This window comes from Arthrobacter humicola, assembly GCF_022803015.1.
Taxonomy (GTDB): domain Bacteria; phylum Actinomycetota; class Actinomycetes; order Actinomycetales; family Micrococcaceae; genus Arthrobacter; species Arthrobacter humicola_A.
Window position 1 is genome coordinate 278312 of sequence record NZ_JAFKON010000003.1, and the last position, 24031, is coordinate 302342.

26 protein-coding genes, 6 tRNA genes and 1 riboswitch are annotated in these 24031 nt (G+C 67.8%); of the genes, 15 read left to right on the forward strand and 17 right to left on the reverse strand.

Annotated elements, in window-relative coordinates:
- Positions 1 to 164 precede the first annotated feature (164 nt).
- On the forward strand, positions 165 to 809 hold the full coding sequence (locus ARTB_RS08700; RefSeq protein WP_028277041.1) for a TIGR03085 family metal-binding protein: 645 nt from the start codon (positions 165 to 167) through the stop codon (positions 807 to 809).
- A gap of 97 nt (positions 810 to 906) precedes the next feature.
- Here the strand turns inward: ARTB_RS08700 and hisF are convergent, their stop codons facing one another.
- The 15 genes from hisF to ARTB_RS08775 form a co-directional block, all read right to left on the reverse strand.
- Positions 907 to 1683: an imidazole glycerol phosphate synthase subunit HisF gene (hisF, locus tag ARTB_RS08705; RefSeq protein WP_026536975.1), complete on the reverse strand. Its 777-nt coding sequence runs from the start codon at positions 1681 to 1683 to the stop codon at positions 907 to 909.
- 80 nt (positions 1684 to 1763) lie between these two features.
- On the reverse strand, positions 1764 to 2606 hold the full coding sequence (gene hisG, locus ARTB_RS08710) for an ATP phosphoribosyltransferase (RefSeq protein ID WP_028277039.1): 843 nt from the start codon (positions 2604 to 2606) through the stop codon (positions 1764 to 1766).
- Positions 2607 to 2710: 104 nt separating this feature from the next.
- Complete coding sequence (locus tag ARTB_RS08715) at positions 2711 to 2974, reverse strand: phosphoribosyl-ATP diphosphatase (RefSeq protein WP_018772463.1); 264 nt, start codon at positions 2972 to 2974, stop codon at positions 2711 to 2713.
- Positions 2975 to 3131: 157 nt separating this feature from the next.
- Positions 3132 to 3617, reverse strand: coding sequence for a 6,7-dimethyl-8-ribityllumazine synthase (gene ribH / locus ARTB_RS08720; protein WP_243179121.1), 486 nt, complete (start codon positions 3615 to 3617; stop codon positions 3132 to 3134).
- A gap of 44 nt (positions 3618 to 3661) precedes the next feature.
- Positions 3662 to 4357 (reverse strand): GTP cyclohydrolase II, encoded by a 696-nt coding sequence (ribA, locus tag ARTB_RS08725; RefSeq protein ID WP_243179150.1) that lies wholly within the window; start codon positions 4355 to 4357, stop codon positions 3662 to 3664.
- A gap of 13 nt (positions 4358 to 4370) precedes the next feature.
- Positions 4371 to 5084: a 3,4-dihydroxy-2-butanone-4-phosphate synthase gene (ribB, locus tag ARTB_RS08730; protein ID WP_243179152.1), complete on the reverse strand. Its 714-nt coding sequence runs from the start codon at positions 5082 to 5084 to the stop codon at positions 4371 to 4373.
- Complete coding sequence (locus tag ARTB_RS08735) at positions 5081 to 5767, reverse strand: riboflavin synthase (RefSeq protein ID WP_243179154.1); 687 nt, start codon at positions 5765 to 5767, stop codon at positions 5081 to 5083. Before ARTB_RS08735 ends, ribB begins: the two co-directional genes overlap by 4 nt.
- The gene (ribD, locus tag ARTB_RS08740) at positions 5767 to 6978 is read right to left on the reverse strand and encodes a bifunctional diaminohydroxyphosphoribosylaminopyrimidine deaminase/5-amino-6-(5-phosphoribosylamino)uracil reductase RibD (RefSeq protein ID WP_439954106.1); all 1212 of its coding nucleotides are present in this window, start codon (positions 6976 to 6978) and stop codon (positions 5767 to 5769) included. The genes ARTB_RS08735 and ribD overlap by 1 nt, the downstream gene beginning before the upstream one ends.
- A complete protein-coding gene (gene pnuC / locus ARTB_RS08745; RefSeq protein ID WP_243179156.1) occupies positions 6975 to 7673 on the reverse strand; it encodes a nicotinamide riboside transporter PnuC in 699 nt (232 codons plus the stop codon). The genes ribD and pnuC overlap by 4 nt, the downstream gene beginning before the upstream one ends.
- A 94-nt stretch (positions 7674 to 7767) precedes the next feature.
- Positions 7768 to 7919, reverse strand: a riboswitch (FMN riboswitch).
- A 106-nt stretch (positions 7920 to 8025) separates the two neighbouring features.
- Positions 8026 to 8682: a ribulose-phosphate 3-epimerase gene (gene rpe / locus ARTB_RS08750; protein ID WP_028277032.1), complete on the reverse strand. Its 657-nt coding sequence runs from the start codon at positions 8680 to 8682 to the stop codon at positions 8026 to 8028.
- A gap of 66 nt (positions 8683 to 8748) precedes the next feature.
- A complete protein-coding gene (locus ARTB_RS08755) occupies positions 8749 to 10350 on the reverse strand; it encodes an RsmB/NOP family class I SAM-dependent RNA methyltransferase (protein WP_243179165.1) in 1602 nt (533 codons plus the stop codon).
- On the reverse strand, positions 10347 to 11267 hold the full coding sequence (gene fmt / locus ARTB_RS08760; protein WP_243179167.1) for a methionyl-tRNA formyltransferase: 921 nt from the start codon (positions 11265 to 11267) through the stop codon (positions 10347 to 10349). Before fmt ends, ARTB_RS08755 begins: the two co-directional genes overlap by 4 nt.
- Positions 11264 to 11836: a peptide deformylase gene (def, locus tag ARTB_RS08765; protein WP_243179169.1), complete on the reverse strand. Its 573-nt coding sequence runs from the start codon at positions 11834 to 11836 to the stop codon at positions 11264 to 11266. Before def ends, fmt begins: the two co-directional genes overlap by 4 nt.
- Before the next feature lie 96 nt (positions 11837 to 11932).
- The gene (locus tag ARTB_RS08770) at positions 11933 to 12778 is read right to left on the reverse strand and encodes a cytochrome (RefSeq protein WP_243179171.1); all 846 of its coding nucleotides are present in this window, start codon (positions 12776 to 12778) and stop codon (positions 11933 to 11935) included.
- 86 nt (positions 12779 to 12864) lie between these two features.
- A tRNA-Val gene (locus ARTB_RS08775) sits at positions 12865 to 12936 on the reverse strand.
- Positions 12937 to 13317: 381 nt separating this feature from the next.
- Here ARTB_RS08775 and ARTB_RS08780 point away from each other — a divergent pair.
- The 6 genes from ARTB_RS08780 to ARTB_RS08805 all read left to right on the forward strand — a co-directional run bounded on the left by ARTB_RS08780 (position 13318) and on the right by ARTB_RS08805 (position 14364).
- Positions 13318 to 13390: transfer RNA gene (locus ARTB_RS08780), tRNA-Gly, on the forward strand.
- Between the two features lie 46 nt (positions 13391 to 13436).
- A tRNA-Cys gene (locus ARTB_RS08785) sits at positions 13437 to 13507 on the forward strand.
- A gap of 39 nt (positions 13508 to 13546) precedes the next feature.
- Positions 13547 to 13621, forward strand: a tRNA-Val gene (locus ARTB_RS08790).
- 55 nt (positions 13622 to 13676) lie between these two features.
- Positions 13677 to 13749, forward strand: a tRNA-Gly gene (locus ARTB_RS08795).
- Between the two features lie 38 nt (positions 13750 to 13787).
- Positions 13788 to 13862: transfer RNA gene (locus ARTB_RS08800), tRNA-Val, on the forward strand.
- 232 nt (positions 13863 to 14094) lie between these two features.
- Positions 14095 to 14364 (forward strand): antitoxin, encoded by a 270-nt coding sequence (locus ARTB_RS08805; RefSeq protein ID WP_243179173.1) that lies wholly within the window; start codon positions 14095 to 14097, stop codon positions 14362 to 14364.
- Between the two features lie 176 nt (positions 14365 to 14540).
- Here the strand turns inward: ARTB_RS08805 and zapE are convergent, their stop codons facing one another.
- Complete coding sequence (zapE, locus tag ARTB_RS08810; protein WP_028277027.1) at positions 14541 to 15578, reverse strand: cell division protein ZapE; 1038 nt, start codon at positions 15576 to 15578, stop codon at positions 14541 to 14543.
- Positions 15579 to 15804: 226 nt separating this feature from the next.
- Between zapE and ARTB_RS08815 the strand changes: the two genes are divergently transcribed.
- The 3 genes from ARTB_RS08815 (at position 15805) to ybaK (ending at position 17791) form a co-directional block, all read left to right on the forward strand.
- Complete coding sequence (locus tag ARTB_RS08815) at positions 15805 to 16722, forward strand: sulfurtransferase (RefSeq protein ID WP_243179175.1); 918 nt, start codon at positions 15805 to 15807, stop codon at positions 16720 to 16722.
- 70 nt (positions 16723 to 16792) lie between these two features.
- Positions 16793 to 17266 (forward strand): SufE family protein, encoded by a 474-nt coding sequence (locus ARTB_RS08820; RefSeq protein WP_243179191.1) that lies wholly within the window; start codon positions 16793 to 16795, stop codon positions 17264 to 17266.
- Between the two features lie 27 nt (positions 17267 to 17293).
- Positions 17294 to 17791, forward strand: coding sequence for a Cys-tRNA(Pro) deacylase (ybaK, locus tag ARTB_RS08825; RefSeq protein ID WP_243179261.1), 498 nt, complete (start codon positions 17294 to 17296; stop codon positions 17789 to 17791).
- 97 nt (positions 17792 to 17888) lie between these two features.
- On the opposite strand, the gene ARTB_RS08830 is transcribed toward ybaK, so the two are convergent.
- Complete coding sequence (locus ARTB_RS08830; RefSeq protein ID WP_243179263.1) at positions 17889 to 19241, reverse strand: alpha/beta hydrolase family protein; 1353 nt, start codon at positions 19239 to 19241, stop codon at positions 17889 to 17891.
- Between the two features lie 137 nt (positions 19242 to 19378).
- Here ARTB_RS08830 and ARTB_RS08835 point away from each other — a divergent pair, with 137 nt between their 5' ends.
- The 5 genes from ARTB_RS08835 to ARTB_RS08855 all read left to right on the forward strand — a co-directional run bounded on the left by ARTB_RS08835 (position 19379) and on the right by ARTB_RS08855 (position 23988).
- Positions 19379 to 19867 carry a hypothetical protein gene (locus tag ARTB_RS08835; protein WP_028277022.1) on the forward strand — a complete coding sequence of 163 codons (489 nt, stop codon included), beginning with the start codon at positions 19379 to 19381 and terminating at the stop codon, positions 19865 to 19867.
- A 14-nt stretch (positions 19868 to 19881) separates the two neighbouring features.
- On the forward strand, positions 19882 to 20406 hold the full coding sequence (gene msrB / locus ARTB_RS08840) for a peptide-methionine (R)-S-oxide reductase MsrB (protein WP_243179267.1): 525 nt from the start codon (positions 19882 to 19884) through the stop codon (positions 20404 to 20406).
- 164 nt (positions 20407 to 20570) lie between these two features.
- Complete coding sequence (locus tag ARTB_RS08845) at positions 20571 to 21977, forward strand: DUF6421 family protein (protein WP_243179270.1); 1407 nt, start codon at positions 20571 to 20573, stop codon at positions 21975 to 21977.
- Positions 21974 to 22771, forward strand: coding sequence for an SDR family oxidoreductase (locus tag ARTB_RS08850; protein WP_243179281.1), 798 nt, complete (start codon positions 21974 to 21976; stop codon positions 22769 to 22771). Before ARTB_RS08845 ends, ARTB_RS08850 begins: the two co-directional genes overlap by 4 nt.
- Positions 22772 to 22899: 128 nt before the next feature.
- Positions 22900 to 23988, forward strand: a complete 1089-nt coding sequence (locus ARTB_RS08855) for a threonine aldolase family protein (RefSeq protein ID WP_243179591.1) — start codon at positions 22900 to 22902, stop codon at positions 23986 to 23988.
- Positions 23989 to 24031 lie beyond the last annotated feature (43 nt).

Below are 24031 nucleotides of genomic sequence, written 5' to 3' on the forward strand. Positions count from 1 at the left end.
GTGCCTCCGGGCCGGTTGCCGGCCTGCGGACAGGTCCCGCCGCTTAACACTGGTGCGCCAATCGGCCCGGCGCCGCGGTCCGGCCCCGCATCATGCGGCCGGGCGCGGTTGCGGCGGCGATTCCTGTGCCCACGCACGGCCGTCTCGTGCTAGTTTCACAAGTGATGCATTTCGTCGAACCGTCCCGAGAAGTCCTGGCCGAAACCCTGCTGGCGGCCGGCCCTGATGCCGCCACGCTCTGCACAGGTTGGCTCACCCGCGATCTTGCCGCGCACCTGTACCTGCGCGAGCGGAAAATCGCCGTCGGACTGGGCCTGCTGATCAAGCGCCTGTCCAAGGCCTCGGACCAGGCGACGGCCGAACTGGCGGGCACCTTGAAGACCACCGAGGACTACGCCAAGCTGGTCAACGACTTCCGGGCCGGTCCCCCGGCGCTGTCCCCGCTGCGGATCAAGGCGCTGGACGAAAGCTCCAACCTGATCGAGTACTTTGTGCACACCGAGGACGTCCGCCGCGCCGTGGACCGCTGGGCCCCGCGCGCCCTGGACCAGGCCTATTCGGACGCGCTGTGGGATGAGCTCGTCAAGCGGGCCGCGATCCTGTACCGCGGCGTGGATCTGGGCATCGTGCTGGTGAGCCCCTCGGGTCCGCGGCATGTCGCCAAACGCGCCCCCGTGTCCGTGGCCATCGTCGGCGAACCGGGCGAGCTGCTCATGCACGCCCACGGCCGCACCCGCCACGCCCTCGTGACTTTTGAAGGCCAGCCGGACGCTGTCGCGCTCCTGCAGTCCGCCGAAGTCGGCCTCTAACACGCTCCGCAGAACCAACAACGCGGGGTCACTTACGGCCCAAAATCCCCTCCGGGATGGGCGGTAAGTGACCCCGCGTTGCTTTAAGCGGCGGGGACTAGCGGACTTCGAAGCCTGCGTCGCGGATCGCGGCCTTGACTTGCGCAATCATGTCCAGCGGGCCGAAGTGGAAGACCGAGGCCGCCAGGACGGCGTCGGCGCCTGCTGCCACAGCCGGCGGGAAGTGCTCCGGCTTGCCGGCACCACCGGAGGCGATGAGCGGGACCTTGACCCCCGCCCGCGCCAGGCGGATCAGTTCCAGATCGAAGCCGTCCTTGGTGCCGTCGGCGTCGATCGAGTTCAGCAGGATTTCACCCACCCCGCGGTCGGCCGCTTCCCGCGCCCAGGCGATCGCGTCGATGCCGGTCCCCTGCCGTCCGCCGTGCGTGGTGACCTCGAAGCCGGACGGGGTGGGCTGCGAGCCCGGACGGGTCCGGCGCGCGTCGAGGGAAAGCACCAGGACCTGGGAACCGAAGTGCCGGGTGATCTCGTCGATCACGTCCGGCCGGGCCACGGCTGCGGTGTTGATGGCGGCCTTGTCCGCGCCGCAGCGCAGGAGTTTGTCCACCTCGGCCACGCCACGGACGCCGCCGCCGACCGTCAGCGGGATGAAGACTTCCTCGGCGGTGCGGCGGACGACGTCGAACGTGGTCTCCCGGTTGCCGGAGGACGCCGTGACGTCAAGGAAGGTCAGCTCGTCGGCGCCGCTGTTGTCGTAGCGGTGCGCCAGTTCCACCGGGTCCCCCGCGTCGCGGAGGCCCTCAAAGTTGATGCCCTTGACCACGCGGCCGGCGTCGACGTCGAGGCACGGGATGACGCGCACGGCAACAGTCATGACTTCTCCTGGTACTTGCAGGCGGGTAATTGCTGCAGGGTGATTGCTGAAGGTGTTCCTGGCGGGACCCGGCGGGGCGCCTAGATGCGGCAGGCGTGGATGCTGCTGACCAGGATGGCGCGGGCGCCGAGGTCGTAGAGCTCGTCCATGATCCGGTTGGTTTCCCGCTTGGGCACCATCGAGCGGACGGCCACCCAGTCCGAATCGCGCAGCGGCGACACGGTGGGCGACTCCAGGCCCGGGGTGAGCCCGGCGGCCTGCTCCACGAGTTCCTTGCGGATGTCGTAGTCCATCAGCACGTACTGCCGGGCCACGAGGACGCCCTGGAGCCGGCGGATCAGGACCTCCGTGGCAGGGTTCTGCTCGCCCTTGCGGCCAATCAGCACGGACTCCGAATTCAGGATCGGCTCGCCGAAGATCTCCATGCCGGCGGCCTTGAGCGTGGTGCCGGTCTCTACGACGTCGGCAATCGCGTCGGCGACGCCGAGGCGGACGGAGGATTCGACGGCGCCGTCAAGGCGGACCACCTTGGCGTTGATGCCGCGTGCGGCCAGGTAGCCGCGCAGCAGTCCGTCGTAGCTCGTGGCCAGGCGCTTGCCCTCGAGCTCGGCGACCGTGGTGAAGTCGCCGACCGGGCCGGCGAAGCGGAAGGTGGAAGCGGCGAAGCCCAACGGCAGCAGTTCCTCAGCCTCGACCTCCGCGTCGAGCAGCAGGTCGCGGCCGGTGATGCCGACGTCGAGCGTTCCCTGGCCCACGTACACAGCTATGTCGCGCGGGCGCAGGAAGAAGAACTCAATGTCGTTGTCCGGGTCCACCATGACAAGCTCGCGGGTGTCGCGGCGCTGGCGGTAGCCTGCCTCGGCAAGCATGGCCGCGGCAGCTTCGGACAGGGATCCCTTGTTCGGGACGGCAACTCTAAGCATGGGGAAAGTCTCTCTTGGGTGTGGAAGTCTCTGTTCGGGCACATCGGCCACGCTGTGCACGGGATCCGCCAGCGAAGTCATGGCGGTGTCCGGTGCGGGCGCGGCTACAGATGCTTGTAGACGTCTTCCAGGGTGAGTCCTTTGGCGAGCATCAGAACCTGCAGGTGGTAGAGCAGCTGGGAAATTTCCTCGGCGGCGGCCTCATCGGATTCATACTCCGCAGCCATCCAAACCTCGGCTGCTTCCTCCACGACCTTCTTGCCGATGCCGTGGACTCCGGAATCCAGTTCGGCGACGGTGCGGGAGCCCTCCGGGCGGACGGCTGCCTTTTCACTCAGTTCTGCGAACAGCGACTCGAAATTCTTCACGCCCCCAAGCCTACTTGCTCCCGGCGCGGGAACGCCCGCCGGGGCGTTGCATGACGGCGGAGATGTGAGGCACTACATATCCAACACGGCCGGCACACTCAACCGGCGCGGGTGGCCACGGAGCCGCCCGCACCGGCAAAAGCTGCAGCTTGGCGGTTCAGCCGAACTGTTTGAGCGTCACTGCCGTGGCCAGGGCGGCGGTAACGGCCTCGTGACCCTTGTCCTCGGTGGATCCGGGCAGGCCTGCCCGGTCGATCCCCTGCTGCTCGGTATCGCACGTCAGCACGCCGAAGCCGACGGGAATCCCGGTGCGGACGCTGACCTCGGTCAGGCCCAGGGTGGCCGCCTCGCAGACATATTCGAAGTGCGGGGTACCGCCCCGGATGACGACGCCGAGCGCCACGACGGCGTCGAAGTGCGGTGCCAGCCGGGCGGCCGCGACCGGGAGCTCAAACGTGCCCGGCACGCGCAGGACGGTCGGCTCATTGATGCCGGCGTCCTTCGCGGCGCGCAGGGCACCGTCGAGCAGCCCGTCCATGATCTGGGTGTGCCAGCTCGCGGCCACAATGGCCAGCTTGAGCTGTGAGGTTTCTTCGGGCTTGAAGGTGCTGAGGTCGATCTGGGGGGCGCCGTGGCCGCTCATAGGTATTCCTTGCTGTTGAGTCTGGTGGTCGTGTTGCTGCCCGGTCAGTCCTGGTCGTGCTCGAATCCGGACAGGCCGGCGGCCGGAGCCGGTTCAACGTCCAGGACCAGGCGGTGGTCCATCCGGTCCTTCTTCGTCTGCAGGTAGCGGATGTTCTGCTCCCGGGAGGGGACCTCCGTGGGGACCATCTCCACCACCTTGACGCCTGCCTGCGCAAGCCGGTCCTGCTTGTCCGGGTTGTTGCTCAGCAGCCGGATCTCGTGGAGACCCATCTCCGCGAGGATCTGGGCCGCGGCCTTGTAGCAGCGCGCGTCGACCGGCAGCCCGAGCTGTTCGTTGGCCTCCACAGTGTCAAAACCGGCCTCCTGCAGGGCGTAGGCCTTCATCTTGTTCGCCAGGCCGATCCCCCGGCCCTCCTGGCCGCGCAGGTACAGCAGGGTGCCGCCGAGTTCGTTGATCAGCTCGAGCGCATAGGCGAGCTGTTCGCCGCAGTCGCAGCGGTAGGAGCCAAACACATCGCCGGTCAGGCACTCCGAATGGAGGCGGACCAGCGGTGGCTCGCCGTCAACCGGCGCCATCGGTGAACTGACGGCCAGGTGCTCCGCGCCGGTGGCGAGGTCGGTCCAGGCCTGCGCCACGAAGTCGCCAAAGGCGGTGGGCAGCTGGACGATGGGTCCTGCGCTGACCGGATGCGGTTGACGGGCCATGGCCGTCTCTTCTCGGGTCTCCGAAGTCGTCATTATTTCTCCTCCATCAGACAGGGTCCGCTGCGTGGCTGCCGTGCTGTTCCGCTTCAAGATACGCCACCAGATCCGCAATCGAAATCAGGGGGCAGCCATGCTCGATGGCGAAGCCGCGCAATCCGTCCAGCCGCATCATTTCTCCGTTGTCGTACACAAGCTCTGCTATCACGCCCACGGGCTCCAGGCCCGCGAGCCGGCACAGGTCCACGGCCGCTTCGGTGTGGCCGGGACGTTCCCGCACTCCCCCCTTAACGGCGCGGAGGGGAAAAACATGCCCGGGACGGGTCAAGGAATGTGGCCGGCTTTGCGGGTCGGCCAGGATCCGGGCCGTCAGGGCGCGGTCCGTGGCGGAAATTCCGGTGCTGACACCCACGGCGGCGTCGCAGGACACGGTGTAGGCGGTGCCCTTGGCGTCTTCGTTGATTGCCACCATTGGCGGCAGCGCCAGGGCGTCGGCCCGGCCGGCGTCGAGCGGTACGCAGATCACTCCGGAGCTGTAGCGGACTGTCCAGCCCATCAGCGCGGGGGTGGCGTGCTCGGCGGCAAAAATGATGTCGCCTTCGTTCTCGCGGTCCTCGTTGTCCACCACCAGGACGGGGCGCCCGGCTGCCATGGCGCTGATGGCGTCCTCGATCGGATCGAGGCCTACACGCCCGGTGCCGGCAGCGGCGGCGCGGAGCACCCCGGCCACGTCATGGCCGGGCTGGTCCGTGACCCGGCTCATTTCGCGGCCCCGTCCGTGAGGGCGGCTTCTCCGGCGGAACCTTCGGCTGCCCTGTGCGCAGCGGGCGATGAACCGCCGGCAAAGGACAGCAGGCGTTCGGTGTACTTAGCCAGGACATCGACTTCGAGGTTTACATGGCCGCCGGGTGTCTTCTGGCCTAGGCCGGTCTCGGCCAGGGTGGTCGGGATGAGCCCTACTTCAAACCAGGGCGCCGGATCGTTGGCCGGGCTGACTGCCGTGACGGTGAGGGAGACGCCGTCGACGGCGATGGATCCCTTTTCGGCGATGTACCGGGCCAGCCCGGCCGGCACCGCGAACCGCAGCCGGTCCCAGTTGCCAAGCCCCTCGCGCTCCACGAGCTGGCCGACGCCGTCGACGTGGCCCTGGACCACGTGGCCGTCCAACCGTCCCCCGGCGGGGACGCAGCGTTCCAGGTTGACGGGATCGCCCGCCGTGAGTTCTCCGATCGTGCTGCGGACCAAGGTCTCGCCCATGACGTCAACGCTGAAGTCCCTGCCGTCGATCTGCGTGGCGGTGAGGCAGACGCCGTTGACCGCTATGGAACCGCCCAGGGCGAGACCGTCCGTGGCGCCGGGCGCATGGAGCCGAACGGTGGCGCTGCTGTCCCCGTTGCGCTCAACGGAGAGCACCTTTCCCTGCTCGGCGATAATTCCGGTAAACATCAATTGCCTCCTGCGGCGGTGTCCGCGCCGGTGCGGTGCGGGGTGGTATCGGATGAAGTAGGGGTGGCGGCCGGGCCGGCCGGGTCAGCATCATCGGCGGTGGCGGCCGGGCGCAGATGGAGCCGGAGGTCGCGGCCGAGGACTTGGACGGCGCCTCCGGATGCCGGGTCCCATTCCCACCGCTGGGCATCGGCCAGGGTGGTGATGCCGAGGTCGTCCAGGGCGGCGGTGCCGGAGCCAAGCAGTGTGGGCGCCAGGTAGACGATGAGTTCGTCGACCAGGCCGGCGGCCAGGAACGCGCTCAGGATCCGTGAGCCGCCCTCCACCATGAGGTGCCGGACGCCGTGTGCGAACAGCTGGTCCAGGGCCTCGCGCGGGTCGCGGGTGGCCAGGTGCAGGACGTTGCCGTCGGCTCCGTGGATGGCGGCGTCGTCGGGAATGCCCCGGTACCCCATCACGGCGCGCAACGGCTGTTTGCCCTCTGCTTCGCCGTTGGCGTTCCGGGCGGTAAGCCGGGGGTTGTCGATCAGGACCGTCTGGGTGCCCACCAGGATGGCGTCTATCCGGCCGCGCAGGGCGTGGTTGTCCGCAAGCGATTCCGGGCTGGAGATCCACTGGCTGGTGCCGTCGCTGGCGGCGATGCGGCTGTCGAGAGTCTGGGCGATATGCAGGGTGACGAAGGGCCGTTTGGCGGCGACGGCGTCGAACCAGCGCCGGTTCAGGTCCAGCGCCGCCTCGGCCGCCAGCCCGGAGCGGACACGGACGCCCGCGGCCCGGAGCGTCACGGCGCCGCCGGCCGCCGGGTCGTGGGGATCGTCGACGGCGTAGATGACGTCGGTGATGCCGGCATCGATGATCGCCTGCGCGCAGGGGCCGGTGCGCCCACAGTGGTTGCAGGGCTCCAGCGTCACCACGATCGCCGCGCCGCGGAGGTCCCGGCCCGCCGCTTTCGCCTGGCCGATGGCGTCGGCTTCGGCGTGGGCAGTCCCTGCGCCGCGGTGGTAACCGGTGGCGAGGTGCGTCCCGTCGGTCCCGACGACGACGGCGCCGACGAGCGGGTTGGCGCCCCGCGGGCCCTGCGCCGCGGCGGCCAGGGCAGCCTGCATCGCCGCATTCTCGGCAGCGTTAAACGCGGCAGTGCCGGACTGGGCAGTGCCGGACGGGGCGGCGCTGAATCCGGCGCTCAGGCCGGCGGTGTTGAGGGCACTCACTTGGCCACCACGGGGTCGGGGAAGACGGTTTCGACCGTGACCGGCCGGTTCGCCAGCCTGGAGGCACGCCACCAGACAAAGAACCCGGCCAGGGTGAAGAAGCCGTAGAAGAGGTACATGACGGCGCTGGCGTAGTAGCCGGCGCTGAACAGCAGTGGCACACCGACGATGTCCACCGCCACCCAGATGAGCCAGAACTCCGTCCAGCCCCGCGCCATGCCGTATGTCGCGAGCAGCGAGCCCATGAACGTCCACGCGTCGGCCCAGACCGGCGGGTAGGAGCCGAGGGAGTCGAAGACCGGGGTAAGCGCCATGGTGCCGGCCACGAGGCTGAGGGCAAGAATCACCCGGGTCTGGTTGCCGGCCCAGCGCGGCGCGACGGCAGTGCCGCCGCTGCCGGACTTCGTGCCCTGCTGCCAGCGGTACCAGCCGTAGAGGGCGACGCCGATGAACATGACTTGGCGTCCGGCCTGGCCCCACAGCGTGGCCGGCGTGGCGGAACCGAAGACGTTGCCCAGGAAGACCGTCAGGAGCAGCAAGTTGCCGGCGATGCCGACGGGCCATGCCCAGACCCGGCGGCGCATGCCGCCGACGGCGCTGGCGAGGCCAAAGATGTTGCCTAGCACTTCACGAAGAATCAGGACAGATCCGCCTACGGGGATCTGCGCTTCGAAGAGCCATCGCAAGGGGTCCATGTGTGTGTCGTTCCTTCCCTCAAGAACCGCGATGGCTCCGGGGGTATACGACAGCGCAATTATGCGGCGCCGTTGGGGCGCCGCAGTAACAGCTGTACGTGCTTCTCTCATCCAGACTTTAACTGTCGGTACCGGAATTTCACCGGTTCAACCGTTTGCCGGCTTCCTTCCCGAGGGAGGGCGCTGGCGCGCGGGTCGCGGACTGTCACCGCCGGTTCGGACTTACACCGACCCCGGAGCACGTATGTGTGTTGTTATTCTGACACAACTGCGGCCCTGCCCGGGCTATTCCCCGGATGCCGATGTTACGCCCGGCGTCATCTTCGCAGCAGTTCCCTGCCGGGACCGCGCGTCAGCGGGACCCCGCCGCCCGGAGCCTTTCGACAGCCGCCGCCGGATCCGCGGCGCCGTAGACGGCTGACCCCGCAACAAAGACGTTCGCCCCCGCCTCTGCCGCGCGCACGATCGTCTCCTCGGTGATGCCGCCATCCACCTGCAGTGCCACCGCGACCCCGGAGCCGTCAATGGCAGCGCGGGCCCGCCGGATCTTGGGCAGCGTCAGGTCCAGGAAAGACTGCCCGCCGAAGCCCGGCTCCACCGTCATGATCAACAGCAGGTCCAGTTCCGGGAGCATGTCCAGATAGGGCTCCACGGGGGTGCCCGGACGCAGCGCCATGCCGGCTTTGGCCCCGCGGGCGCGCAGTTCCCGCGCGAGTTTGATCGGCGCGATCGAGGCTTCGGCGTGGAACGTCACCGAGGCAATCCCGGCGTCGGCGAAGCCCGGCGCCCAGCGGTCCGCGTCGGCGATCATCAGGTGGGCGTCCAGCGGCACCGGGCTGACGGCCTGGATGCGCTGCACCACAGGCAGCCCGATGGTCAGGTTGGGCACGAAATGATTGTCCATGACGTCCACATGCACCGCATCGGCATTGCTGATACGGCGCAGTTCGGCCTCAAGGTTGACGAAGTCAGCCGAAAGGATGCTCGGGTTGATGCAGCACTGGGCCATGGATTTCCTTCACGTTCGTACTTTACTGGTTCCTTTTTGGTGGCAGTGCCCCAGTATCAGCGAAACTCAGGCCAACTTGCGAATCAGCGCCAGGAACATGGCGTCCGTCTGGTGCACGTGCGGCCAGAGCTGGGCGGTGAGCTCGTGCCCGGCCTCGAGGTGGCCCGTGAGGCTGACGCCGTCCAGCACGGCGCCGGCGTCGAGGAGCTCGAGGTCCTCGCGCTTGCGCAGGGCATCACTGACGACGGCGGTGGTCTCTGCCGGGTGCGGCGAACATGTCACGTACGCCACCACGCCGCCGGGCTTGACGGCGTCGATCGCGGAATTGAGCAGCTGGCGCTGCAGTGGGCCAAGGTCCACGAGGTCCTTGGGGGTGCGCCGCCAGCGCGACTCCGGACGCCGGCGCAGGGCGCCCAGGCCGGTGCACGGGACATCCACCAGGACGCGGTCGAACGACTCCGGCTGCTCGGCGCCAATGTCGCGGCCGTCCCCGGTCCTTACCTCCCAGGCCCCCCGCGGGACCGCCGACAGGGCCTGCCGCACGAGTTTGGCTCGGTGCGGGGCGGATTCGTTGGCCAGCAGGTGGGCTCCCCGCTGCCCGGCGAGGGCTCCGAGCAGGGCGGCTTTGCCGCCGGGACCGGCACAGAGATCCAGCCAGCGCTCCCCCGCGCCCACGCTGTCCGTCCCCGTTTCGCCGCCAGGATTTGTGCCGGGGTCTGCGCTGATGTTGTTTTCGGGCCGGGCGCCGGGGGTTGTGCCGAGATCGACGGCGGCCATGGCGCGGGCCACGAGCTGCGAACCGACGTCCTGGACTCGGGTGCTTCCGTCACGGACCGAGGCGAGCCGGCCGAGGTCCCCGCCGCTGGAGAGCGCGGATCCCTCGACGAGCTCGCCCGGGGTGGCCCCGCCTTCCAGGGCCTCGTCGAGGCTGCCGATGCCGGGCAGCGCCACAAGGTTCACCACGGGCGCGGCGTTGTCGGCTTCGAGGAGCGCGTCAATCTCAGAAACCGCCCGGCCGTGGGCCACGAGCGACTGGCGGAGCGCGCGGACGATCCATTCCGGGTGGGCGTAGCGGATGGACGCGATCGTGGTGGCATCGGTCTCGGTGCTGAGCAGCAGGTCGAGCCACTCGTCGAGGGTGCGGGCGGAGACTTTGCGGAGGACGGCGTTGATCAGTGCGGAGGGCCCGGCCCCGATCACGGCGCGGGCCAGCCCCACCGTCTGGTCCAAGGCGGCGTGAGCGGGCACGCGCATGGCGAGCAGCTGGTGCACCCCGATCCGCAGGGCATCCAGGATCGCGGGATCCAGCTCCTCAAGCGGACGGTCCACGCACCGGGCCAGGATGGCGTCGTACGTGCCCTGGCCGCGGAGGGCGCCATAGCTGAGCTCGGTAGCGAAACCGGCGTCGCGCTTGTCCAGCCCGTGGTGCCGGATCCGGGCCGGGAGCACCAGGTTCGCGTAGGCGTCCTCGGCGGCCACGGCGCGGAGCACTTCAAAGGCAACCAGCCGGGCCGGATCGGCACGGCGGGTCCGCTGGGACGGGGCGCTCTCGGTGAAGCCGCGCTGCGGGCCGCGGTTGCGTTCCCGGCCCTGGGCGTTCCGCCTGCTGCCGCCCCCGGCGCCCTGGCCACTGCCTCGGCTGTTGCCGCTGGTCCCGGAACCGCTCATTCGAATACCACGCTTTCAAGTGTTGCCTGCCCACGCGCCCAATCAGCGGCGGCCATCATTTTCTTGCCCGCGGGTTGCACCCGCGTCAATTCCACCGGGTGCGATCCCGTACCGACGAGAACCCGTTTCCCGTCCATGGCCAGCTGTCCGGGCCGAAGCGCCGCCGAGTCCGCTGCCGGCAGCACTGGCTCCAGTTTGATCCGCTGGCCCTCCAGAAGTGTCCAGGCGCCCGGCTCCGGCGTGACGCCGCGGGCACGGCGGCCGATCGCCAGGGCGGGCTGCTGCCAGTCGAGCCGGCCGTCTTCGAGACTGAGTTTGGGTGCCAGGCTGACGTCGCCCTGCTGCGGGAGCGCGACGGCCTTGCCTGCGTCGATGGCGGACAGCGTTTGGGCCAGCAGGACCGCGCCGCTGTGGGAGAGGCGGTCGAGCAGGGCCCCGGCGGTATCGGCGGCGTGCACGGTCTCCGTGAGGGTCCCGAAGACCGGACCGGTGTCCAGCCCCTCCTCCAGGCGGAAGGTGACGGCACCTGTGACGTCGTCGCCGGCGATGACGGCGCGCTGCACGGGGGCTGCGCCGCGCCAGGCCGGCAGTAAGGAGAAGTGCAGGTTTACCCAGCCGTGGCGGGGGACAGCGAGGGCCGCGGGGGGAATCAGCCCGCCATAGGCCACGATCGCCGCAACGTCCGGTGCTGCGGCGGCAATGCGGGCGGTGACCCCGGCATCGACTTTGGCGGCGTGGATGATCTCAATGCCGAGCTCGGCGGCCCTGGCGGCCACGGGCGACGGCGTCAGGACGCGCTTGCGTCCCAGCGGTGCGTCCGGGCGGGTGAGGACAGCGACGACGTCGAACCCGGCGTCGACAAGGGCGTCGAGCGACGGCACGGCGACAGCGGGGGTTCCGGCGAAGAGAACCCTCACGGGGTGATTCCGAAGCTGGACCCGCCAAAGCTCGTCCCGACGCTCTTCGCGCGCTTGGTGGTTGTCTGTTCCGTGATGGCGTCGTAGTTGGCATTGCGGATGGCGCGCAGGGCGGCCTTACGGTCTTCGCCCTCGAGCCGGTCGGTGTAGAGAATGCCGTCCAGGTGGTCGGTCTCGTGCTGGAAGCAGCGCGCCAGCATGTCCTCGCCCTCCACGGTGACGGGGTTGCCGTGCAGGTCCACGCCGGTCACCCGGGTGTGGCGGTACCGGCGGACGGGGAAGCCCAGACCCGGGATGGACAGGCATCCCTCAACCTGGTCCGGCTGGAAGTCCTCGCTGCTTTCCAGCACGGGGTTGACGATGTGACCCTCGACGCCGCCGATCCGGTAGGTGAAGACGCGCAGGCTCACACCGACCTGGGGCGCGGCCAGGCCGGCGCCCTCGACATCCTCCATGGTTTCGGTCATGTCGGCGACGAGCTTTGCCAGTTCAGGCCCGAATTCCGTCACGGGATCGGCGACTGTGCGCAGCACAGGATCTCCGATGATGCGGATATTCAAAATGGCCATGTGCAGTCTGTCCTCACGGTGGGCGGCTAGGGGTCCAGTCCAGTTTAGTTGCAGCTGCCCGTGCTTCTGTTGGTTGCTTCTGTTGGTTGCTTCTGGTCAGCGCTTCACGGGCGGCGCCAGCGGGAGCAGTGCTGCTCCGGCGGTTGCCGTGTCGGCGGACATCTCCCACACGCGGCGCAGCGCACAGAATTTCCACCAGTGATGCTTCAGGACCTCGGGGTTGGCCCGCTGCGGACGGACCTCGGTCTCGCCGACCGCCACGGCCAGGAGGATCGGGGACTCGCCGTGCTGCCAGGCCTCCCACTCCCCCGCGACGGGATCCACGAGGCTTTCCTCAGCCTTCATGCCCGCCACGAGCTGCATGACCACCTTGTCATCAAGCGGTTTGACGGTGCCGTCCCGGCTGGTGCCCTTGGTCTTGTAGTCGATAAGACAGGTCCGGCCATTGATCCGTGCCACGAGGTCCAGGGTGCCGGCATAGCCGACCGTCTTGTTCCACACCGTAATTTCCGGAGCGATGGGTTCAACCTGGAAGAGCTCCCACCATTCGTCGAAGCGTGCCGCGAAGGCTTCCTCGCCGTTGGCGGCCAGCGCCTCCCGTGTTTCCTTCATCTGGTGCGGCCGGCCGAGCGCACGCAGCGCAACCTGCTCACAATAGTTATGGACCCGGTCGCCGCGTTTGGCGGCATCGTCCCGGTACGACTCCGCCGCCTTGGCGGCCCGGCTGACCGCCTGCCGCAGTTTGGCCGGGCTCCCCAGGATGCCGGGGAGCTCGGGATCCTGGGCCAGGCTGTTGGCGCCCATGTACCCGAACCAGCCATCCAGGCCGTGTGGCTGCTGGCCGATCACCGTGGTGATGGAAGGGACAGAGAACTGTGCCGACGTGGAGCGGGCGTACATGCGGCCATAGTCCGTGGCGTGGGCGAGGAGTGGAGCGGTCATATGAAGACTCTTTCACGGGGGTCAGACAACGATGAAAAGCAAAATGGCCCGCCCCGCTGAGTCAGCGGAACAGACCATTTCGTTAGTGGGCGATACTGGGTTCGAACCAGTGACCTCTTCGGTGTGAACGAAGCGCGCTACCACTGCGCCAATCGCCCTAACGACATTGAATGCTAGCCCACCCGGGCGGATTTTAGAAATCGACCCGTGGGAACCTGGCCGCGGCGGGAATGCGGTCCCAATACTCGCCCGCAACAGGCCCGTGCACGGGCAGTGTCAACCAGCCCTCCACCGGCCGTTCCAGTCGTGCCACTCAGAAGGCCCGGTCAGTAGTCCCGGCGCCGCTTAGGGCCACGACTGGACACCGAGGCTAATTACAGCGCTGTAATTAGCAAAATCCCCTAGAACTCAGGGAAGTAAGGCCATGGAACGCGGGCCAATGGGTCTCGATTTGTAGATTCCCAGAACCTCCTATAGAGTTCTTACTCGTTGGAACGCGAGGAAATGCCGAATGCGGCAAGGAAATGCACACCAACAATGCGGACGTAGCTCAGCTGGTAGAGCACCACCTTGCCAAGGTGGATGTCGCGAGTTCGAATCTCGTCGTCCGCTCGCAGGACACTGTCACGGCAAAGGTTCTTCGGAATCCTGTCTACACGGTGGGTTGGCCGAGAGGCGAGGCAGCGGCCTGCAAAGCCGTATACACGGGTTCGAATCCCGTACCCACCTCGGTGAAAACCCTGGTTTCCGGTTTCGATCGGATGCAAGGGGCGATTGGCGCAGCGGTAGCGCGCTTCCCTGACACGGAAGAGGTCACTGGTTCGATCCCAGTATCGCCCACCAGAGCAAGGTAACTTGCTTGATGCAGTACCACCGGCCCAGCCGGCATGGACTAAATGCGGACGTAGCTCAGCTGGTAGAGCACCACCTTGCCAAGGTGGATGTCGCGAGTTCGAATCTCGTCGTCCGCTCTCTTCATTACAACTCCACTCCGGATCCTTCCGGTTGCGGGCGATTGGCGCAGCGGTAGCGCGCTTCCCTGACACGGAAGAGGTCACTGGTTCGATCCCAGTATCGCCCACCACAAGAGCAGCTCCCCCGGAGCTGCTCTTTTTTGTGTGCTCCGTTTGTGAACTGCGGGTTTGTGCACTGCGGGTTTGTGTACTGGGGATTGGTGCACTCAGGGCCCTTCTACCCTGTGCACCTGGCCTTCCATCTTTTATCCTCTGGGCGGACACCCTTGGCACCCCCGCCACCTCCCGCTAGGGTAGAAAACGCAAGGAGCGATCTGGCTCCGCGACCGAAGGGAGGTGCCCGTGGGTTTACTTGACGATCTAAAGGGCAAGGCTCAGCAAGTTATTGGTGGCAACGAAGAAGCCATCAAGGACGGCATCGAAAAGGCAGGCGACTTCGTCGACTCCAAGACCGGCGGTAAGCACGCCGGCACGATCGATGCCGTACAGCGTGGCGCTTCCGACTTCGTGGACAAGGCGAACGACCGGCCGAATTCGGCCCCGGTCGCCGATCAGACTCCCGCAGCCGGTGAGCCCCCCGTAACCGGGGAACCCCGCCAGCCAGGCCTCTGACCCAGATCCGTCAGTGAGGTGCCGGTCCCGCCGAGAGGCGGCGCCGGCACCTCCGGCATTTAACGGGGACTCCAAACAGGCAACGCGGGGTCAATTACGGCCCATCCGGTGCATCCGGATGAGCCGTAACTGACCCCGCGTTGGATTTGGCGTTGTACTTGGTGTGGGAACCGGCGCTAGGAGGGTTCGTGGTTTTGGCCCTCGCGGGCCAGCGCGGTCAGCCTGGAGACGGCGCGGAAGTACTTCTTCATGTACCCGCCGGTCATCATTTCCTCCGTGAAGAGCTGGTCGAACGGCACACCGCTGGCAAGGATGGGCACGTCCTTGTCGTACAGCCGGTCAGCCAGCACCACGAAGCGCAGCGCAACGGCCTGCTCGGTAATCGTGTGCACGTTCTTCCAGACCACGCCCTCGATCCCCTCCAGCAGCTGGCGGTAACGGCTTGGGTGCACGCCGGCAAGGTGGTTGATTAGGGTGCTGAACTCATCGCGGGCCACGGTCTTGCCGTCGAACTCGGCATGCATGTGGTGGGTCAGGTCATCATTGCGCAGCGGCGACGGCGCGGCCGGCAGGCCACGGTGGCGGAAGTCCTCGCCGTCGATCCGCACGACGTCGAACTGGTCCGCCAGCACCTGGATTTCCCGGGCGAAGTCGACGGCGGCGAAGCGCCCGTCCCCGAGGGACCCCGGCAGCGTGTTCGATGTGGCGGCAAGCTTCACGCCGGCGTCGGCGAGTTCGCGCATGAGCCGGGACATGAGCACAGTGTCGCCCGGATCATCGAGCTCAAATTCATCGATGCAGACCAGCTTGTAGTGGCTCAGGGCCTCAACGGTCTTGCGGAAGGACAGCGCACCGACGAGGTTGGTGTATTCGACGAACGTGCCGAAGGCCTTGGGCCCGGGTGCGGCGTGCCACAGTGATGCCAGCAGGTGGGTCTTGCCCACCCCGAATCCGCCGTCGAGGTAGATTCCGGCCCGGGAAGTGTCCTTCTTGCCGAAGAGCCGCTTAAACAGCCCGTCGCCGTCGCGTGCGCCCACGCCGGCCGCAAAATGCTGCAGGGCATGGACCGCGTGGGCCTGGCTGGGCTGGGCGGGATCGGGCCGGTAGCTGGAAAACGACACCTCACCGAACCGCGGCGACGGATAGAACCCATTGAGGAGTTCATCCACGGAAACTGCCGGTGTGCGGGCAGCGAGCTGTTCGATCTGTACCAAGGTGGTCCGTTCTGCTGGTCTCTTGTCCCCAGCAAGAATACCGGCAAAGCCTGGCCGGCCCGCGTGCGCGACTGTGGACCCGCGGCCGGCGTGAGGAAGACCACATTTCCCCGTGTGAACGCGGTGGAGCATTCCCACCGGCCCGTGACTAGTGTTGTAACAGGCCTGGCGCGGCGCACGCTTTCCGCGCCCGGCCTCCTGACCGTTCAAGTGAAAGGCCATCGCAATGACCTACCCCGTTGAGCAGAACGAGAAATTCGCCGCCTACGCCCACCCTGACCGCCTGGTGTCCACGGAATGGCTGGCCACCGCGATCGAGGACGGGGCCCTCGACGGCGGCAATCTCGTGGTGGTCGAATCCGACGAAGACGTCCTGCTGTACGAGACCGGGCACATCCCCGGCGCGGTGAAAATCGACTGGCACACGGACCTGAACGACGAGGTGACCCGCGACTACGTCGACGGCGAAGCCTTCGCCGCGCTGGTCGCGTCCAAGGGCATTTCACGGGACAGCACGGTGGTCATTTACGGCGACAAGTCGAACTGGTGGGCCGCGTACGCCCTGTGGGTGTTCACGCTCTTCGGCCACGAGGACGTCCGGCTCCTGGACGGCGGCCGGGACAAGTGGATCGCGGAAGGCCGGGCGCTCTCCACCGTCACGACCGCCGCCACCCCCGCCGACTACCCCGTCGTGGAGCGGGACGACGCCCCGATCCGCGCCTTCAAGGATGACGTCCTGGCGCACTTCGGCAAGCCGCTGATCGACGTCCGCTCGACCGAGGAGTACACCGGCCAGCGCACCCACATGCCCGCCTACCCGGAAGAGGGCGCGCTGCGCGGCGGCCATATCCCCACGGCGGCCTCCATCCCCTGGGCCCGTGCGGCGGCCGGCGACGGCACGTACCGGAACCGCGGCGAGCTCGAGGCCCTCTACCTCGGCGAGGCCGGGTTGAACGAAGGCGACGACGTCGTGGCGTACTGCCGGATCGGCGAGCGGTCCAGCCACACCTGGTTTGCGCTGAAGTACCTGCTGGGCTTTGAGACCGTGCGGAACTACGACGGCTCCTGGACCGAATGGGGCAACGCCGTGCGCGTCCCGATCGTCAAGGGTGCCGAACGCGGCCCGGTTCCGGCCGGCCGTTAGCCGCGGTGACCGTGGAGCGGGACCGGTCCCGACAGGGACACAATCGGCGAGCCTGCGTAAGCTGGGAGTGATGAATACTTCAGCCCTCCCCGCCGCACTGGCGGACATTGTCGACGATTTCCAGGCCCTGACCGAAGCAGAGCGGCTGCAGCTGCTCCTTGAGTTCTCGCAGGGGCTTCCGGAACTTCCGGAGCGGCTCCGGGATCACCCGGAGCTGCTCGAGCAGGTAGTGGAGTGCCAGACGCCGCTGTTCCTCACCGTCGAGACGGAACAGGCCGACGGCGACGCGCCTGAGCGCGTCCGGCTCTACTTCAAGGCACCCAAGGAGGCCCCGACCACCCGCGGGTTTGCCGGAGTCCTCCACGAAGGACTCGACGGGCTCAGCGCCGCGGAAATCCTGGCCGTCCCGGACGACATGCCCGAACTGTTGGGCCTCACCCGGGCCATCACTCCCCTGCGCATGCGCGGAATGACCGCCATGCTGGGCCGGATCAAGCGCAAGGTCGTCGCGTCCGGAGACCGCCAGCCGTCGGCACAGTCCTGACCCTCAGCGCCCGGACAGCCAAAGAACATGGCCCGCAAGCACGCCTCGCAGGGAACTCCGGCCACCGCGGCACTCGCGGCCGCCGGGGTTCCCTTTGTGGCCCACCCCTACACGCATGACCCCGCGGCGGCCAGTTATGGCCTGGAAGCGGCGGAAGTGCTCGGCGTCGACCCTGACCGGGTGTTCAAGACCCTGATGGTCGACGTCGACGGCCGGCTCGCCGTCGGCGTCGTGCCGGTCAGCGGCAGCCTGGACCTCAAGGCGATGGCCGCGGCTTTAGGCGGCAAGAAAGCAGAGATGGCCGATCCGGCCGCGGCGCAGCGGCGGACCGGATACGTTCTCGGCGGCATCTCACCGCTCGGCCAGCGCCAGTCCTCCCCCACGGTGGTGGATGAGAGCGCACTGGCGCTGGAGACCATCCTCGTTTCGGGCGGACGGCGCGGCCTGGACATCGAGCTGGATCCGGCCGAGCTCATTCGGCTCACGGCTGCCCGCACCGCCAGGATCGGGACCCGGCGCGAGTGACCCGGCCCCAGATGTCGAGACGACAGGGTACCGCATTGTTCGTGCACAACACTGCCGTGATCTGTCAGCGAACTGTCAGTGAACTGTCAGTGAACTGTCATTTGAATGCGGCATTGCCGGCCGGAGGCTCCTGGTCGCCGGGGTTGGCGCGGGGCGCCAGCTGCTGCCGGAGCCAGGCCGAGACCTGCCGCTCCCAGCGTTCCGGGTCCACGTTCCATTCCTTGGTATGCAGGGCCTTGTCGAAGGGCTCGAAGGTGACCATCTCGGGGTTTTTCTCGGCCAGCGCCGCGGAGGGCCCGTAAGGTACGTACTCGTCGTCCACGCTGTGCACAATGAGGGTCGGCGTCCTCAGCTCCACGGCCCGCGAGACCCAGTCCATCGCTTTGAGGTCGACGGGCGCGGCCAGGCCGGTCAGCCGACGGCCCAGGCGGTGGCTGAGCATGAGTTGTCCGTAGCGGCCCACGGACGACGGAATCCGGTTCAGCTCCGCGTGGTGGGCCAGCACGTTGACCCAGTTGATCACCGGCGCGTCCAGGACCATGGCCCGGATCAGGTGGCGGTGCCGGGAAAGGTCAGCGGTCTGGAGGCAGATCGCGCCGCCCATCGACCAGCCGAACAAAACCACCTCGCGGGCGCCCTGCTGCACGGCGTAGCCGATGGCAGCCTCGACGTCGCGCCATTCGGTGGAGCCCAGGCCGTACCGCCCGTCGCTGGCTGACGGGGCCAGGCCGTCGTTGCGGTAGGAGATCAGAAGACTGGACATGCCCAGTTCCCTGGCGGTCCGGACAGCCCGCAGCCCTTCCTGCCGGGTGGCTCCGCGCCCGTGCACCATGATCGCCCACACGTCGGGGGCCACATCCTCCGCCACGGCCGGCGCGGCGCGGACGAGCCAGGCCGGCGCGGTCCCGCCGTCGACGTCGATCAGCACGTCCTCCACCGGAAACCCCAGGGCGGCCGGATCCGGATAGGCCGCACCGCTCCACCAGCCGCGCCGGGCCGTGGCCATGTCCCCGCTGTAGACGTGCTCGACCTCGCGCAGCACGGTGCGTTCGGCCGGGGAGTAGGACAGGATCCGGCCGATCCGCGCATGCCCGCGGCCGCCGTCGAAGAAGAATCCGTACACCCCGTCCACCGTGGCGTCGGGGGTGGCGGCGAAAATGACCCGCAGGGCCCGTCCCTCGCGGATGACGGCCAGCACTTCCTGGTCCTCTGCCCGGAACCGGGCCGGGGTGATGACGCGGCGGGCGAAGTAGAGGGCGAGGGCGGAGGAGCCGGCGGCGAGCACGCCGGCAGCGGCGCTGCCGCCGATGATGCCCCCCACCGCCCACTTGGCGCTCCCGGACGTCACGCCGCCGGGGGCTGGCGCGACGGGGAGTGCTGTTCTGCGGGCAGCGGCCTGGCGGGCAGCGGTCTGGCGGAGGTCCGGGCGGAGGCGCAGGGAGGATGCCATGGCACCATTCTTACTGAAGCGCAGCCCAACCACGGCATCGGCGGGGTTTCAGGCGCACGGTCGGGCCTGTACAGACACGCCAGGGTCCCCCGGGACACAACGATGCAGGTCAACACGAGCGCGACTAGGCTGGGGTCATGAGTGATCCAATCGTCATTTTGACAGAAGAGCCCCTCGGTGCGGATGACCGCGTCAATATTGAAACCCTGATTGCCGGCGGTGATGCGCCCCTGCTGATCCTGGTGCCGGCCAACACCGAGCGGCACCTGGTGGTGGATTTCCTGGAAAACCTTTCCATGCTTGAAATCGCCAAGGCCTTCCGTGAACTGACAGCACACTCGGATCCCGCCGGGGAGCGGGCCGAAGCAGCCGACACCCTGGCCGCCTCACTGGCCGCGCTGGCCGGTCTGGGCGGCGGCGTCTCGGGCGAAGTCGTCGAGGGCAAGGCCGTTGACGGCCTGGTTGCCAAGGTCAAGGAACTCAGCGCCGGACAGGCGGTGGTCATCACCCGCCCGCACGCCGTGGCCGACACGTTCCACACCGACTGGGCCACCAAGGCACAGGACAAGCTGGGGCTGCCCGTCCTGCATCTGTACGCCGGTTCGGGATTTATCGGGGACTCCTGAGCGTTATTGAGGCTATGAGTATCTTTAACAGGCCTAAATCCATGCCCTCGGCAGTGCCCGCCACCGAGCCCGCGACCGAACCCGCAGCCGACCCCGCCGCCACGGCCTTTGACCAGACTCCGGCCGGAACGCCCGTCGAAAAGACGGACGCCCAGTGGCGCGAGGAACTGACGCCTGAGGAGTACCGCGTGCTCCGCCAGGCAGGCACCGAGCGGCCGTACACCGGCGAATACTGGGACACGCACACCCGGGGTGTCTACAAGTGCCGGGCCTGCGGCACCGAACTCTTCACCAGCAACGAAAAGTTCGACTCGCACTGCGGCTGGCCGTCCTTCTGGGCGCCGCTCGCCGAGGGCACCGTCCGCTACATCCATGACCGCACCATGGGCATGGACCGGGTGGAAGTCCGCTGCAGCACCTGTGATTCCCACCTGGGGCACGTGTTCGACGGCGAGGGCTACGGCACCCCCACGGACCAGCGCTTTTGCATCAACTCGGTTTCCCTGAAGCTGGTTCCCGCGGACGACGCCGGGCAGTAGCCCGCAGCCCTGCCTCTCCTTCCGCTGGAACGGCTTTTCAGAATCACTTGCCACAGACTTTCTTATGCTCGAGGCAATTTTGCATTAGAGTCTCTGCTTGCTTGCTACGCTCGATTCAGATCCAGCGACACGCTCCACAGCAAACAGAAAGGCGACCGTCGACGATGACCACGACCGCTCTTACCGCCCCCGCCCCGATCACCGCCGGCAACCAGGAATGGCTGCGGCTCAAGGCTGCCGCCACCGCCCTGCGCGCTCTCCAGGTCCAGGACGGATCCGTGCCGGATGCCGAAGCCCACGAAGCCGCGGCCGGCCACGTCGCAACCATCACCACGGCGGTCGCGGCCCTGGCCCCGTCCTTCCCGCACGACGCGAACTACCTGGAACTGCTGGTCACCGACTTTGACCGCTGGGCCGATGGCGGCTTTGGGGTCCCGGACTTCCTGGACTCCCTGCAGGCGTTCCAGCCGCAGCAGCACCGGGTCAACGGACTCCAGCACCTTGTCGTGTTCCCGATGTACACGCAGAACGGCAGCAGCAGCCGCCTCGTCGAGGCCGTGCTGATCGAGGTCATCTGGCCGGAATTCATCGGCGGCCTGGAAACCGGCGAATACTCCAACAAGCTCTTCGTCCCGATCCGGTTCCTCGACTTCACCGCAGGCTACGACACCAACTCCGCAGTCCTGTTCCCCGAGACCGTCGCGGTCCGCGAGACCCCGACGTTTACGTGGGGCGCGATCTTCGCCGACCGCGAGGCCGCACGCTTCCGCCGCGTCCTGCGCGCCGCCGCCGAGATCACCTCCCTGCAGCTGCCCGAGGACGCCGCCGGGCTCCTGGCGGACCAGCAGCTGACGCAGGAAACCTTTGTCATGTGGGACCTGATCCACGACCGCACCCACATGCGCGGCGACCTGCCCTTCGACCCGTTCATGATCAAGCAGCGCATGCCGTTCTTCCTCTATTCACTGGAGGAGCTGCGCTGCGACCTCACCGCCTTCCGCGAATCCGTGAAGATCGAGAAGGACGAGGACGCTGACCCGGAGGCCCGCCGGCACGCCAAGCTGGTCCAGTACGCCGTGATCTTCGACCGCATCTTCCGCTTCGCCATTACCGGCACTCGCGTGCGGAACTACGACGGCCTTGGCGGCCAGCTGCTCTTCGCCTGGATGCACCAGCACCACGTCCTGCACTGGACCGACAGCAAACTCAGCATCGACTGGGACGAGGCTGCCGACGTCGTGGTTGAACTCGGCGCGAAGATCGAGGAACTGTACTGGCGCTCGATCGACCGCCCCAAGATGGCCCACTGGCTCGCGGCCTACGAGCTCATCTCCGGCACGGTCACGCCCAACCCGGCCTCGGTCTGGGCCAAGGGTCCGGACGCCCTCCCCCTGGACGGTCCGCCCCGCGGCCTCACGGACCAGGTCCTCGACGACGAATTCCCGCTCTCCATGTTCTACGAGGCGCTGGAGAAGAAGATGCGTCCCGTCATCGAATCCACTGCCGGCATCACAGGGTCCTCAGACACGGGATCAAAGTCCGGCGACACCCAGGCCCTGAACGCCGGATGAGCGCCGGACGCACTTTGAACGTGCTGGTCACGGGGGGCAGCGGGCCGTCGGGTATCGCGACGGCCCGCGCCCTGCGCGGCGCCGGCCACAGGGTCTTCACGGTCGGATCGGATGCCGCGCGCATCGAGGCGGCCGCCGCCGAGGCCGGCGACGGCGTCACGCCGCTCGCCTGCGACCTCGCCAGCCTGGCCGACGTCCGCGCCCTGCGGGAAAGCATTGCAGGCATGGCCGGACGCGTCGACGGCGTTATCCACCTGGTGGGCGGCTGGCGCGGCGCGAAAGGCATCACGGACCAGAGCGACGACGACTGGGACTTCCTGGAACGCAACGCCGTCACGACCCTGCGGAACGTCACACGCGTCTTCTTCGACGACCTCGCTGCCTCGGAGGCCGGACGCTTCGCCATGGTGTCCTCCACGGCGGTAAGCGCCCCGACGGCGGCGGGGGCGAGCTACGCCGCGGCCAAGGCGGCCGCCGAGGCCTGGACGCTGGCGGTCGCTGACGGCTTCCGCCGGGCCCACGCCGCGGGCAACGCCACCGGCACTCCCGGGCAGGACAGCTCGCAACAGGACAACTCGCAGCAGGACAACGCCGGGCAGGACAGCGCCGCGTTGCGCAGCGCCGCCGTCATTTTCGTGGTGAAAGCCCTCGTTGACGCGCAAATGCGGGCCAAGGCCCCGGACCGCAAATTCCCGGGCTTCACGGACGTGGCTGACCTGGCGGCTGCCGCAGCGGGACTCTTCAACGCTCCTGCCGGCGACCTGAACGGCCAGCGGCTGCTGCTCAGCCGCTGAAACATCCCTGATTCCGCGGCTCGGATCCACAGCCCCAGCGTCTGCGGCACAGGGTCTGGGCCCCGATCCAGGGCCCCGGGCTTAGCCCGGGCGGCCCGACCTCTTAGACTGAAAGCGTGAGCAAAACGATGACCAGCACAGTTGAAACTGTCCCTGCCGGCACTGCGGTGCGGCTCCACGATCCCTCCGTCCGCGGCTTCGCCTCCGACAACTATTCCGGCGTGCACCCGGAAGTTCTCGCGGCTCTGGCCGCCGCCAACGAAGGCCACCAGGTCTCCTACGGTGAGGACGATTACACCGCGCGTCTGCAGCAGCTGATGGAAGAGCACTTCGGCGAAGGCATCGAGTGCTTCCCGGTGTTCAACGGCACCGGAGCCAACGTCCTGTCCCTGCAGTCGCTCCTCCCGCGCTGGGGTGCGGTCATTTGCGCTTCCACCGCCCACATCAACATGGACGAAAACGGTGCACCGGAGCGGATCGGCGGCATCAAGCTGCTGCAGGTCCCCACCACCGACGGCAAGCTCACCCCCGCACTGATCGACCAGGAAGCCTGGGGCTGGGGCGATGAGCACCGCGCCCAGCCGCTGGCCGTGTCCATCACCCAGACCACCGAGCTTGGCACCTGCTACACCCCGGACGAGGTCCGGGCCGTCGCCGAGCATGTCCACGCAAAGGGCATGAAGCTGCACATGGACGGTGCCCGGCTGGCCAACGCCGCCGCCCACCTGGGGGTCCCGCTGCGGGCCTTTACCCGTGACGCCGGCGTGGACATCCTCTCCTTCGGCGGCACGAAGAACGGTCTGCTGTTCGGCGAGGTTGTGGTCGCCCTGAACCCGGAGGCCGCACACGGCCTGGTCTACCTGCGCAAGATGAACATGCAGCTGGCCTCCAAGATGCGGTTCATGTCCGCCCAGTTCATTGCCCTCCTCGAGGGTGAGCTGTGGTTGCGCTCGGCCTCGCACGCCAATGCCATGGCCGCCCGGCTGCGCGCCGGCGTCGAGGCGATCCCCGGCGTCGAACTGACCCAGAAGACCGAGTCCAACGGCGTCTTCGCCGTCCTGCCTGCCGGTGTCGCGGACCGGCTGCGCAAGTCCTTCCGCTTCTACGACTGGAACGAGGCGGCCCGCGAGGTCCGCTGGATGTGCTCCTTCGACACCACCGAGGATGACGTTGATTCCTTCATTGCGGCCATCAAGCGCGAGCTCGCCGCTGCCTGAACCATGCACCGCTTCCCCTGCCCGGCGGCGAGCCTGCCGGGCA